Here is a 13307-nt window from a genome sequence, read left to right on the forward strand (position 1 = left end):
GCTCGGCGAAGCCGGAATCCGGGCCGGAGTTCTCGGTGCCGGCGACCGGATGCGCCGGGACGAAGTGAATGTCCTCCGGCAGATGCGGCGCCATCGCCCTGACCACTGCGCCCTTGACCGAGCCGACGTCGGAGACGATCGCGCCGTGCTGCAGATGCGGCGCGATCTCCTGGGCGACATCGCCGCAGGCGCCGACCGGAATGCACAGAATGACGAGATCGGCACCCTCGGCGGCTTCAGCGTTGCTTTCGACCACCCGGTCGACGATGCCGAGTTCGCGCACCCGCTCCCGGGTCTCTGCCGAGCGCGCGGTGGTGACGATCTCGCCGGCGAGGCCGAGCGACTTCGCGCCGCGCGCGATCGAACCGCCGATCAGGCCGAAGCCGATCAGCGCGACTTTGCGAAACATCGGCGCAGAATTCATGGCTGGCCCATGAACTCGCGCAAGTTTTCGAGCACCAGCGCGTTGGCTTCGTCGGTGCCGATGGTCATGCGCAGCGCATGCGGCAGGCCGTAATTGTTGAGCGCGCGCAGCACCAGGCCACGCTTGGTCAGGAACGCGTCGGCGTCCGCCGCGGTCTTGCCCCTGGTGGTCGGGAAGTGGATCAGCACGAAGTTGCACACGCTCGGCGTAACGGTGAGGCCGAGCTTCGGCAGTTCTTCGGCGAGCTGGTTGCGCCATTTGTCGGTGTGGGCGCGCGAACGCTCGACATGGCCGGTGTCTTGGATCGCCGCGACGGCGGCGAGCTGCGCCGGCACCGAGACGTTGAACGGCCCGCGGATGCGGTTGACCGCGTCGACGATGTTGGCCGGGCCGAACATCCAGCCGATCCGCAGCGCGGCCAGCCCGTGCACCTTGGAAAAGGTGTGGGTCAGCACGGTGTTCTCGGTAGTCGACACCAGCTCGATGCCGAGCTCGTAGTCGTTCTTCATCACGTAGTCGGCGTAAGCGGCATCCAGCACCAGCACGACATGGCTGGGCAGACCCGCACGGAGGCGCTTCACCTCGTCGAACGGGATGTAGGTCCCGGTCGGATTGTTCGGGTTGGCGAGCCACACCAGCTTGGTGTTCGGCGTCACCGCCGCCAGCATGGCGTCGACATCGGTGGTCAGGTTCTTCTCTGGCGCCACCACGTTCTTGGCGCCGTTCGCCAGTGTGGCGATCGGGTACACTAGGAAGCCGTGCTGGCTCGAGATCGCCTCGTCGCCCGGCGCCAGATAGGTGTGCGCCAGCAGGTTGAGAATCTCGTCCGAGCCGGCGCCGCAGATGATGCGGTCGGGATCGAGGCCGTAAGCCTTGCCGATCGCCTCGCGCAGGATCCGCGAGGTGCCTTCCGGATAGTCCTCGAGATGATCCGCCGCGCTCTTATAGGCCGCGATCGCGTGCGGCGACGGGCCGAACGGGGTCTCGTTGGCCGAGAGCTTGAACACTTTGCGGCCGGGTTCGGCCACCGGGCTCTTGCCAGGGGTATAGGGCGCAATATCGAGGATGCCGGGATTCGGCACGGGACGTGACATCGTCAACTCCGGAAAAATCGTCGGGCGGCTGAGGTCCGGTAATTACGCGGACTTGCCGCTCGGGGGCACCGTATAGCGCCTTGCGTGGCTGCCGACGAGGCCCGACGAACGGACCGAGGCCCCCGCTGCGATCAGGGCAGCCTTGATCTGATCGAGGCCGCCGGGTGCCGGGATCGACACCAGCAGCGCGGCGCCGTCAAAAGCGGTATCCGGCACCGCGACGACGTCGGCCAGCGGCGACAGCGCCCGGGCGGTATCGGCGTTCCAGCCCGACACCCGGATGCTCCAGGTCTCGACCTCGGTCACCATGGCGCTGTCGGCGACCCGCGACACCACGAATACCGGCAGCGCGGCCGGGTGGTCGGCGCGCTCGATGAAGGGCAGGCGGGCGATGATCTTCGGCGCGCCGTCGGCTTCCAGCGCCAGCCACCACGGATTGTTGCCCGAGGTCGCCGACACCAGCGCCAGATCGCCCTTGGACTTCGCCACCGCTTCGACCGCGGCCGAGGCCGAGAAATGCGCGACGTAGGGCACCGTGAAGCCGAAATGGAAACGGGCGGAGTCCCGCATCGCGCTTTCGCCGAGCGACTGGTCCGCGTGCACCGAGAACGGCGCCTGCACATAGGTAAAGGTGGCGATGATGACCCGCCAGATGCTCTCGACGGTGTCGAGCGGCAGGATGCCGTGATGCCGCTGCACCAGGCGCCGCATCATGTCGGCCTCGCGCGCCGGGCGGAACGCCGAGCCGACCTCCTGGGTCTGCTTCACCGCGATCAGCCGGTCGATGATGTCGCCGCGCTGCATCAAGAGCCGGTGCACCTGCTCGTCGATGCTGTCGATCTCCTGGCGCAGCTCGGCGAGCGACGGCGGCGAGGGTGGCTGGGTCATTGCTTTGAGAACCTTCAGGCGAGACGCGATACGACATTCTGCTTAGGAAACCAGACGATTGAACGCAAAGGAATTTGGATTTGGGGCAGGGCGCGACCGCGAACCGCAGCAGGCTCCCTCTCCCGCAGGCGGGAGAGGTGCGCCGCGCTCGGCGCACGCGCTATCCCAAATATTGACGGCCCGGCCCTTCATGACTACAGTCCACGCGATCCCGTGGTCATTTGAGCCGGCCGGCTTGCAGCCACGTTAAACAACTCGCTAAACAGGCCGGGGACAGTTCCGATCCCGGCCGAACCGATGTTCAGGCCGGGTTTTTTATTCGCCCTGCCGTTCTTATCTGAGGTCGAACCGGGGTGTCCCCGGGTGTCGAGGCCGTTGGCAGGCGTATGATGAATATCCATTCGGTGAAGGGGCAGAAGATCGCCGCCGGCGAGCGGACCCAGGAGGTCGATCACCCGCATTCGCTCATCGCGCAGTTCGGGGCCGACCAGCCGCTGTCGCTGGATTGCGGCATCGAGCTCAGCCCGTTCCAGATCGCCTACCAGACCTACGGCACGCTGAACGCCGACAAGAGCAATGCCATCCTGGTCTGCCACGCCCTGACGATGGATCAGCACATCGCCAACGTGCATCCGATTACCGGCAAGCCCGGCGGCTGGCTGACCCTGGTCGGTCCCGGCAAGCCGATCGACACCGACCGCTATTTCGTGATCTGCTCCAACGTAATCGGCGGCTGCATGGGCTCGACCGGTCCCGCATCCACCAACCCCGCCACCGGCAAGGCCTGGGGACTGGATTTTCCGGTCATCACCATTCCCGACATGGTCCGCGCTCAGGCGATGCTGATCGACCGGCTCGGCATCGACAAACTGTTCTGCGTTGTCGGCGGCTCGATGGGCGGCATGCAGGTGCTGCAATGGTCGGTGGCGTTCCCCGAGCGAGTGTTCTCGGCGCTGGCGATCGCTTGCGCGACCCGGCACTCGGCACAGAACATCGCCTTCCACGAGCTCGGCCGCCAGGCGGTGATGGCCGATCCGGATTGGCAGCACGGTCGCTATTTCGAGCACGGATGTTTCCCGCATCGCGGCCTCGCGGTGGCGCGGATGGCCGCGCACATCACCTACCTGTCGGACGCAGCGCTGCATCGCAAATTCGGCCGGAAGATGCAGGATCGCGACCTGCCGACGTTTTCGTTCGATGCCGACTTCCAGGTCGAGAGTTACTTGCGCTATCAGGGCTCGTCGTTCGTCGAGCGGTTCGACGCCAACTCCTATCTGTATCTGACCCGCGCGATGGATTACTTCGATATCGCCGCCGATCATGACGGTGTGCTGGCCGCTGCATTCCGCGGCACCCAGACGCGGTTCTGCGTGGTGTCGTTCACCTCCGACTGGCTATTCCCGACCTCGGAGTCGCGTGCCATCGTCCATGCGCTGAACGCCGGCGGCGCACGGGTCTCGTTCGCCGAGATCGTGACCGACAAGGGCCACGATGCATTCCTGCTCGACGAGCCGGAGTTCATCGATATCGCCCGCGCTTTCCTGCAATCGGCGGGCACTGCGCGCGGCCTCGGCAAGGCGGAGCACTGACCATGTCGGTGCAGGAAGGCTTGCCGCTGGAAGATCACGCGCGCCCGCAACTGCGCGTGCATCGCGCCGACCATCTGCTGGTTGCCGACATGGTGGAGACCGGCTCGAAGGTGCTCGATGTCGGCTGCGGCGAAGGCGACCTGATGCAGCTCCTCGAATCCCGCGGCGTCGACTGTCGCGGCATCGAGCTGTCGCGCGAGGGCGTCAACCGTTGTGTTTCGCGCGGTCTCGCCGTGGTGCAGGGCGACGCCGATACCGACCTCGATCACTACGTCGATGATGCGTTCGACTACGTGATCCTGTCGCAGACGCTGCAGGCGACGCGGCAGCCGAAAGAGGTGCTGGAGAATCTGCTCCGGATCGGGCGACGCGCCATCGTGTCGTTTCCGAACTTCGGCTACATCAACATGCGGCTGCAACTCTTGATCCACGGTCAGATGCCGCGGACCGAGAACCTGCCGGCCACCTGGTACGACACGCCGAACATTCACTTCTGCACCATCAAGGATTTCGTCGGGCTGTGCGACGAGATAGGCGTCAAGATGGAGCGCGCGGTGGCGCTCGACCGTTACGGTCGGCCGCTGCGGCTGAACGCGCCGTGGTGGTTCTGGAATATGTTCGGTGAGCAGGGGGTGTTTTTGCTCAGCCGCGCGCAGAAAAAACCGCCGCTGCAGGCCGCCGACTACGTAGCACCTTAGTCCTAGTTAATAAGTCGTTAATACGTGCGGTGATCAGTTCGCCGCACGCGATGCGTGTAAAAATGTTGCGTATCATGAAATTTCCTCGAAATTTCCCCTAAAATCCGACTCTCGCTATCTCAAAGCCATCCTCTCGCCATCCCCGATCGATTAACGCGTCGACCCCGATGTCGGCTCGTGCGGGTCGGCGCGTCTCGAGGAGTTCCGGGAGAGAGAGTCTGTATGGTTGTGTTTTCTGCGTTTGGATTGTTCCGCTTCGTCGCTGCCGCCCTGTCGTTCGTGGCGCTCGCGTTGATCACCGCTCCCGCATCGGCCAAGCCGCTGCATCGTCATCACGCTCACGCGTCCAAATATTCGCATCACACCGCGTCTCGTCACGCGCACCATCATCGCCGCTCGCACGCTTGGCGCCGTCACGGCCGCATTGCGCAGCAGCAGGCGGAGGTCGCGCCGTCGACTTTCGGTTTCCCCGCTAACGATCCGGCCATGGATGTCTCGGCCGCGATGGCGCAGCCGCAGCTGCAGCCCGCGACGCAGAAGCGCTCCAGTCGGCGTCAGCGCCTCGCCGCCCAGCAGCAGGACTTCCAATCGCAGTCGTGGACCGGCGGCGGTGCGGGGTCGAGCCTGGTGGCCGCAGCGCGGAGCTACATCGGCAGCGGCAATCCGACCGGTCGGCGCGCACTGTGGTGCGCGCGTTTCATGAACATGGTGCTGGAGCGCACCGGCCATCAGGGCACCGGATCGGACATGGCCAGCTCGTTCGCGCGCTACGGCCAGCGCATCTCCGGTCCGCAGGTCGGCGCGATCGCGGTGATGTCGCGCGGCAAGCGTGGCGGCCACGTCGGCGTGGTCAGCGGCATCGATGCGAACGGCAACCCGATCGTAGTCTCCGGCAATCACGGCCGTCGTGTTGCGGAGGCGGTGTATTCGAAGAGCCGGATCTACGCCTATGTGATGCCGTCGAGCTGAGGCGAGGCGCTTCCCTCAAGGCCGACGTGCGGTCACTCACGCTTTGCGCGGGCAGTGTTACGCGAACAGCTCCGCCTGCTCGATCTGCACCGCATCGCCTTGGGCGATGGAGCCGGCTTCGATCACTTCGGCGTAGACCCCGCAGTCGGCGTGGCCGAGGTTCTGCTGCAGGGTCTCGGGGATCGCCATGTCGCGGGCGGCGGTCTGCGGGTCGACATTGGTGGCGGCGCAGCGGACGATGCGTTTGACGATCCTGAGCCGGGCGCTGCCGATCAGCAGCGTCTGGTCCATCAGGTCGAATTCGTGCCAAGCGGGCCAGCCCTGGACATATAGATTGCCGCGAAAGCGCAGCGGATCGACCGGGCGGCCGATCATGGCTTCCAGCGCCGTGACGCTCGACAGGTTGATGATCGACACCACCTTGCGGGCGACGTCCGAGAAGCTGTGGCCTTGGCCGGCCAGCAGCTTCGGCGGGCCGCGTAGCTCGTCGGCGCAATAGCCGGCGAAGAACTGCTCGATCGCGGCGCGGCCGGCATCGGTCTGTAGGTCGCCGCGAACGACCTCGGTACCGTCGCGTGTGATGCTGAGCTCGCCGGTCGCGGCGTCGTAGCGGCTGCGCAAGGCGGCAAGCCGCTCGTTGCGCATCAGCATCAGGAACCGGATCTTCGGGAAGTAGCGGGGATTGGCCGGGTCGAATCCGATCGGCCCGTTCTCGATGGCGAATGTCCGGTCGCCGGGCAAGGTCTGGCCGACATCCAGAGCCACGGTGGGTAACGGCTCGGGCGACAAGCCCTTGACCGGATAGCGGTAGATCGAGGCGACGGAGGCGAGCGCAAGGTCTGTCATGGCAGGTGTTTAGGGGATCGCGATGGCTTCGGCAGCCCACGAAAATGTGAGCCGGGGTCTTTCGTTTGCCGGAACAGATGCCCACATTTCCGTCAAGCCGTCGCGGTCCGCACGGTGACGACCGCCCCCGGCTGAGGAATGTCAGCGCGGCCGGCGGAACCCCAATGAAGATGTCGACGCGCGTGCTTCTTGAAGGCGCCGGGGACAGGCTGAGGGACCAAAACAATGAACGTAGAAAAATACACCGAACGTGTGCGCGGCTTTATCCAGTCGGCGCAGTCGCTTGCTGTCCGCGAGGGGCATCAGCAGTTCTCGCCGCTGCATATTCTCAAAGTTCTGCTCGACGATTCCGAAGGGCTCGCGGGCGGTCTGATCGACCGCGCCGGTGGCAATTCGCGCGCGATCCTGAAGGCGACCGAAGACGCACTCGGCAAAATGCCGAAGGTGTCCGGCTCGGGCGCCGGCCAAGTCTATCTCGATCCGGCCACCGCGCGGGCGTTCGACGCTGCCGAGAAGGCGGCCGAGAAGGCGGGCGACAGCTTCGTCACCGTCGAACGGCTGCTGCTGGCGCTGTCGCTGGACAAGGACAGCGAGGCCGGCAAGCTGCTCGCCAAGGGCGGCGTCACCCCGCAGAACCTCAACGCCGCCATCAACGCCCTGCGCAAGGGCCGCACCGCGGATTCGGCGACGGCCGAGAACGCCTATGACGCGCTGAAGAAATACGCCCGCGACCTGACCCAGGCGGCGCGCGACGGCAAGCTCGACCCGGTGATCGGCCGCGACGAGGAGATACGCCGCACCATCCAGGTGCTGTCACGGCGCACCAAGAACAACCCGGTGCTGATCGGCGAACCCGGTGTCGGCAAAACCGCGATCGTCGAGGGGCTGGCGCTGCGCATCCTCAACGGCGACGTGCCGGAGAGCCTGAAGGACAAGAAGCTGCTGGCGCTCGACATGGGCGCTCTGATTGCGGGTGCGAAGTATCGCGGCGAGTTCGAGGAGCGGCTGAAGGCCGTGCTCAACGAGGTCACCGCGGCCGAGGGCGGCATCATCCTGTTCATCGACGAGATGCACACCCTGGTCGGCGCCGGCAAGGCCGACGGCGCGATGGACGCGTCGAACCTGCTGAAGCCCGCGCTCGCCCGCGGCGAGCTGCATTGCATCGGCGCGACCACGCTCGATGAGTATCGCAAGCACGTCGAGAAGGACGCCGCTTTGGCGCGGCGCTTCCAGCCGGTGTTCGTCAACGAGCCGACGGTCGAGGACACCATCTCGATCCTGCGCGGGCTGAAGGACAAATACGAGCAGCACCACGGCGTGCGCATCGCCGACTCGGCGATCGTCGCCTCGGCGACGCTGTCGAACCGCTACATCACCGACCGCTTCCTCCCCGACAAGGCGATCGACCTGATGGACGAGGCCGCGGCGCGGCTGAAGATGCAGGTCGACTCCAAGCCGGAAGAGCTGGATTCGATGGACCGCGAGATCGTGCGGCTGAAGATCGAGCAGGAAGCGCTGAAGAAGGAGAGCGACGTCGGCTCCAAAACCCGCCTGGTGGCGCTGGAGAAGGAGCTCGCCGAGCTCGAGGAGAAGTCGGCGGTGCTCACCCAGCGCTGGAGCGCGGAGAAGAACAAGCTCGCGGGTGCCCAGAAGCTGAAGAGCGAACTCGACGGCCTGCGGATCGAACTCGCCAATGCGCAGCGTCGCGGTGAATATCAGCGCGCCGGCGAACTGGCCTATGGCCGGATTCCCGAGCTGGAAAAGAAGCTCGCGGACATCGAAGCCCACGAGAACGCCGGCGAGATGGTGGAGGAGGCGGTCACCGCCGATCACATCGCTCAGGTGGTGTCGCGTTGGACCGGCGTGCCGGTCGACAAGATGCTCGAAGGCGAGAAGGAAAAACTGCTGCGGATGGAAGAGCAGCTCGGCCAGCGTGTGGTCGGGCAGTTCGAGGCCGTGCACGCGGTCTCGACCGCGGTGCGCCGCGCCCGCGCCGGCCTGCAGGACCCGAACCGGCCGATGGGCTCGTTCATGTTCTTAGGTCCGACCGGCGTGGGCAAGACCGAGCTGACGAAAGCGCTCGCCGAATATCTGTTCGACGACGAGACAGCGATGGTCCGCATCGACATGTCGGAATTCATGGAGAAGCACTCGGTGGCCCGGCTGATCGGCGCACCTCCCGGCTATGTCGGCTATGACGAAGGCGGCGTGCTGACCGAAGCGGTGCGGCGCCGGCCGTATCAGGTGATCCTGTTCGACGAGATCGAAAAGGCGCATCCGGACGTGTTCAACGTGCTGCTGCAGGTGCTCGATGACGGCCGTCTCACTGATGGACAAGGCCGCACCGTGGACTTCCGCAACACGCTGATCGTGATGACCTCCAACCTCGGCTCCGAGTATCTGGTCAATCAGCCCGAGGGCGAGGACACGTCGGCGGTCAGGGAGCAGGTGATGGGAATGGTGCGGGCCCACTTCCGCCCCGAATTCCTCAACCGCGTCGACGAGATCATCCTGTTCCACCGCTTGCAGAAGAGCGAGATGGGCCGGATCGTCGACATCCAGTTCGCGCGGCTCACCAGGCTGCTCGAGGATCGCAAGATCGTGCTCGACCTCGACGCCTCGGCCCGCGATTGGCTGGCCGAAAAGGGCTGGGATCCGGCTTACGGCGCCCGCCCCTTGAAGCGGGTGATTCAGCGCAGCGTCCAGGACCCGCTCGCCGAGATGATCCTGGAAGGCTCGGTCAAGGACGGCGACCACGTCGCGATCTCGACCGAAGGCGGCGTGCTGACCTTCAACGGCGCCCCGCCGCACAGCGCGGACATCGAGCCGTTCACCGGACGGCCGCCGAAGCGGATGCTGAACTGACGCGCGTCGTCATTGCGAGCGCAGCGAAGCAATCCAGAGGCTCCGTGTACCGAGCCTGGATTGCTTCGTCGCTTCGCTCCTCGCAATGACAGGATGAGAAGTTGACGACGTGTTCCGCAGTGACCGCTGCGGAGCACGTCGCGTTTCGGCCTACTTCTTCTCGATCTTGTAGATCGCGTTCTCGATGTCCGATGACACGTAGATCGTGCCGGCAGCGCCGACGCCGACGCCGGTCGGCATGTTGGTCGGCGGCAGGCCGGGGGCGGGGACGAGGCCGATCGGCAGATTGCCGGCGAGTTCGGTGACCTTGCCGCTGGCCGGATCGACTTCGATCACGCGTTGGGCGCCGACTTCGGCGACGATCAGCTTGCCGGACGGCGCCAGCGCGATGCCTTCGGGCATCTTCAGGTCCTTGGCCACGATGGACTTGGCGCCGGTCGCCGGATCGATCTTGCTGATCTGGCCCGCGAGAGCTTCGGTCAGATACACCGCGTTGTCGCTGCCGAGCACAAGGCCGACGGGACCAGCGAGATCGGTCGCGATCGCCTTGCGGTCCTTGCCGTGCTCGCCCGAGACTTCGACCAGCGACTTGGTGCCGAGTTCGGCGACCAGCAGCCTGCCGTCGCCGAGCCTGATCGCATCGTACGGCGCCTTGAAGCCGTGCAGCATGTCGCGGCTCTGGCCGGTCTTGCGGTCGATCGTCTGCACCGTGCCGGTGAACCAGCTCGACAGGATCACCTCGTCGCCCTTGGCGGTGGCGCTCATCGGATATTCGAGCGTGGTGCCGTCGGCGTGCATCCGCGCCACTTCGCGCACGTCGCCGCTGGCGCCGTCGACGGTGCGATAGGCGAAGACGTCGGCGACATAGATGGTGTCCTTGCCGCCGTCGGAAACGACGCCGATGCCGCCGGGGAACGCAAGCTTGCCGATGATCACTTGCTTGGCCGTCCCGGTGGCGGGATCGACTTCCTGGATGCCGTTGTCGGCCATGTTGGAGACGAAGATGCGGTCGTCAGCGTCGATCGCGAGGTTGTCGAGCGACGGTTTGAGCTGGGCCGCCACCTGCTTGGCGCCGGTCTTCGGATCGATTTTGACGAGCTGACCCAGCGCGGTGTCGAGCGCCCACAGATTGCCCTTGGAGTCGAAGTTCGCGGCTGCCGGCACCTTGAAGCCGTCGGCGAGGACGCTGAGCTCGCCCTTGTCGACGTCGACCCTGACGATCTGACCCTTGAACCACAGCGGGCCGTACAGCTTGTCGTCGGGCCCGAATTCGAAGCCGTTCAGGCCGCCCATCTTCTCCATAATCTTGCGTGGCGGCTTGGCACCCTCGACATCGATCTCGTACAGCGCGTCGCCGAGAAACACCTGGGTGGCGTACAGCCGCCCGTCCTTGCGGAACGCGAGCGAGTTGATGCCGGGCAGGCCGGAGGCGAGCTTCCTGATCGGGCCGTCGCCCTTGCGCGCATAGAGATCGCCGGTGAGGAACGCGGTCCACGCCATCGTGCCGTCCGGCGCGATCGCGATGTCGTCGGCCATGCCTTCCGGCGTCGGCACCGCGATCTTGGCGGTACCTGCGGTGCGATCGACCTCGTACAGCGCCGCGCCGGCGACGCTGCCGGCGAACAGCTTGCCGGCCTTGTCGACCGCAAGGCCGTGCACGCCGTGAAACGCCGAGCCCTGGACCAGTCTGGTGACCTGATAGCCGTCGGCATGTGCGCCGGACAGCGTCAGCAGGCCGATCGTCAACGCACTCGCGCCGAGCGCAAGTTTGCCCTTCATTGCATTCCCTCCGAGATATTCTCGTTGTTATGGCGAGAGTATTCGGCGGGGGGCGGAGGTTGGCAAATGGAATCGAAGCCGCGCTGCAGCAGATTCCTCGCCGCGGAATGCGTGCGAGCAGAGAGGCCTTAGTGTAACACTAAGCGCGGATCAGCGTCGCGCCTGCGACGTCGACGAGGTTCGCACCGGGGCCGACGCGGTGAGGTCTTCGGCGAGACGTCCGCCGCCGCGGCCCGTCATCATTGCGTCGAGCCGGTCGCGCTCTTTTTCAAATGCGGCCAGCATCTGGCCGTCGAGCGAGCGGCCGCGCGGCAGGCGGACGCGCATCGGGTCGACGAAGCGGCCGTTGACCAGAATCTCGTAGTGGACGTGGGCGCCGGTCGACAGCCCGGTCGAACCGACGAAGCCGATCACCTGACCCTGACGGACGCGCTTGCCGGGCTCCATGCCTTTGGCGAAAGCCGACATGTGGCCGTAGGCGGTCTCGTAGCCGTTGGCGTGTTTGATGCGGATGTATTTGCCGTAGCCGCCTTCCCAGGCTGCCTTCTCGATCACGCCGTTACCCGAGGCGAAGATCGGCGTTCCGTAGGGCGTCGACCAGTCGACGCCGGTGTGCATCTTGACGTAGCCGAGGATCGGATGGCGGCGTCCGCCGAAGCCGGAGCGCATGATGGCGTTGTTGACCGGCTTGCGCACCAGGAACTTCTTCGCGCTCTTGCCGGTCTCGTCGTAGAAGTCGACCGCGGCGTCGTCCGGAGTCTGGAAGCGATAGTATTTCTTGGTCTCGCCGCCGACCGTGAGGGCTGCGAACAGCACGTCGTTTTTTTCGATCGTCGCGGTGGTTTCGTCGTCTCCGGCGTAGAACACTTCGAACGAATCGCCGGCCTGCACGCGGCGCTGGAAGTCGACATCGTAGGAGTAGATCCGGATCATGTCGTCGATCACGGTCTGCGGCACCTTGTTGCGGAGCGCTGTCTCGTAGATCGACTCATAGAGCCGGACGCCGCTGCCGTCGTCCTCGTCGTCCTCGCTGTTGTCGGCGGTGTCGCTGACGGTGTTGAGGCTCTGCACGTCGACCGCGACGTAGCGGCCGAGATCGGAAAGCGCCGCCACGGCTTCGACCGTCGAATCGCCCGCGACGATCACCCGGAACGGCTGCTGCGGTTTGCCGGGACCCGACGATTCCATCAGGATGCGCAGCTTCTGGCCTTCTTTGAGGCCGCCGTCGCGGCCGCGCGCACCGAGCGCGGCTGCGACCGCACGGGCATCTTCTTCGGCGGCCCCCTGGTCGCGCAGCACCGATACGACGCTGTCGCCCTTCTTGACGATGTGGGTCCGCTCGCCGGTCGGGTTGCCGCCGGTGACCTGCTCCTTGGTCTTCGGCAGCAGCGTGACGTTTTCCGGCACGATTCGCGTTTCGAAGCCGGCGTAGGGATCGGCCGAGGGCCCTTCCGGCGCATAAGCCAGTTTGACGTCGCCGCCGAAATCACCGGCAGCGGCGCTGGCGTAGCGCACGCCGCTGTTGCCCTTCCAATTGGCGGCGTCCCGAACCCGCATCAGGATCTCATCGGGCGCGATCTGCCCGGCGATCTTGGCCCGCGGCAACACCGTGCCGAGATCGCGGGTCACGAAGGAGACTTCGGCGTCGGGTTCGACAGCGTCTGGATTCTGCGCGTCTTCGGCGCTTTGCGCCGGAGCGCCGACGTCGCTCAACATGCGCTGGGCATTGAAGGCGGGAATCTTGGCGGACAGATCGCTGGTGGTCAGCGACAGGTTGCCGGAAATCTTGACGAAGGGGCGAACGCGGACGACGTCGCGGTGGCCAATGCGCGAAACGGTGGAGACCCTGATGACGCTACGCGCCAGCGCGGCTTCACTCGGTGGCGGCAGCCGGTCGCTCTTGTGCAGGGCGGCGGTCTTGTCGGCCCCGAAGGCGCCGCGCAGCGCGGCCTGCACCAGTTCGGGCGCCTTGGCGAAGGTGGTCTCGCCGTCGAGCGAGGCGAACACCGCGCCGCCGATTAGCGCCGCTCCACACAGGCCGGTCAGGATCGTACCGCTGAACCATTGCACCGAAACGCGCCGGCGGTCGATGACCGCGGCCTCGGAGCCGTCGACGGAAAGCGGCGGCTCGTGCCCAAGGACGATAAAGCCGACC

Annotated in this window: 10 protein-coding genes and 1 riboswitch; of the genes, 4 read left to right on the top strand and 6 right to left on the bottom strand. The window is 65.7% G+C overall.

Annotation, left to right across the window (positions count from 1 at the left end; genetic code table 11):
• The 3 genes from DU475_RS20010 to DU475_RS20020 all read right to left on the bottom strand — a co-directional run.
• Positions 1 to 424, bottom strand: a 424-nt coding sequence (locus DU475_RS20010; RefSeq protein ID WP_164633106.1) for a prephenate dehydrogenase/arogenate dehydrogenase family protein, incomplete at its 3' end; no start/stop codon positions are given.
• A complete protein-coding gene (gene hisC, locus DU475_RS20015; protein ID WP_164633107.1) occupies positions 421 to 1518 on the bottom strand; it encodes a histidinol-phosphate transaminase in 1098 nt (365 codons plus the stop codon). The genes hisC and DU475_RS20010, both read right to left, overlap by 4 nt.
• A gap of 42 nt (positions 1519 to 1560) precedes the next feature.
• A complete protein-coding gene (locus DU475_RS20020; RefSeq protein WP_142883539.1) occupies positions 1561 to 2406 on the bottom strand; it encodes a chorismate mutase in 846 nt (281 codons plus the stop codon).
• A gap of 203 nt (positions 2407 to 2609) precedes the next feature.
• Positions 2610 to 2689, top strand: a riboswitch (SAM riboswitch).
• Positions 2690 to 2792: 103 nt separating this feature from the next.
• On the opposite strand from DU475_RS20020, the gene metX reads away from it, so the two are divergent.
• From metX to DU475_RS20035, 3 genes are all read left to right on the top strand, one after another.
• Complete coding sequence (gene metX / locus DU475_RS20025) at positions 2793 to 3995, top strand: homoserine O-acetyltransferase MetX (protein ID WP_041807538.1); 1203 nt, start codon at positions 2793 to 2795, stop codon at positions 3993 to 3995.
• Positions 3996 to 3997: 2 nt separating this feature from the next.
• Positions 3998 to 4693 (top strand): methionine biosynthesis protein MetW, encoded by a 696-nt coding sequence (metW, locus tag DU475_RS20030; RefSeq protein WP_013504299.1) that lies wholly within the window; start codon positions 3998 to 4000, stop codon positions 4691 to 4693.
• 222 nt (positions 4694 to 4915) lie between these two features.
• Positions 4916 to 5662 (top strand): NlpC/P60 family protein, encoded by a 747-nt coding sequence (locus tag DU475_RS20035; protein ID WP_164633108.1) that lies wholly within the window; start codon positions 4916 to 4918, stop codon positions 5660 to 5662.
• Positions 5663 to 5719: 57 nt separating this feature from the next.
• On the opposite strand, the gene DU475_RS20040 is transcribed toward DU475_RS20035, so the two are convergent.
• Positions 5720 to 6508: an MOSC domain-containing protein gene (locus tag DU475_RS20040; RefSeq protein ID WP_164633109.1), complete on the bottom strand. Its 789-nt coding sequence runs from the start codon at positions 6506 to 6508 to the stop codon at positions 5720 to 5722.
• A gap of 225 nt (positions 6509 to 6733) precedes the next feature.
• Between DU475_RS20040 and clpB the strand changes: the two genes are divergently transcribed.
• Positions 6734 to 9373, top strand: coding sequence for an ATP-dependent chaperone ClpB (gene clpB, locus DU475_RS20045; protein ID WP_164633110.1), 2640 nt, complete (start codon positions 6734 to 6736; stop codon positions 9371 to 9373).
• Positions 9374 to 9523: 150 nt separating this feature from the next.
• Here the strand turns inward: clpB and DU475_RS20050 are convergent, their stop codons facing one another.
• Both DU475_RS20050 and DU475_RS20055 read right to left on the bottom strand, forming a co-directional pair.
• Entirely contained in the window at positions 9524 to 11152 is a 1629-nt protein-coding gene (locus DU475_RS20050; protein WP_164633111.1) for an NHL repeat-containing protein, read from the bottom strand.
• A gap of 150 nt (positions 11153 to 11302) precedes the next feature.
• The coding region (locus tag DU475_RS20055) for a M23 family metallopeptidase (protein ID WP_205524473.1) at positions 11303 to 13307 on the bottom strand (2005 nt) is incomplete at its 5' end.

This window comes from Rhodopseudomonas sp. WA056 (assembly GCF_010906995.1).
GTDB classification, from domain to species: domain Bacteria; phylum Pseudomonadota; class Alphaproteobacteria; order Rhizobiales; family Xanthobacteraceae; genus Rhodopseudomonas; species Rhodopseudomonas palustris_G.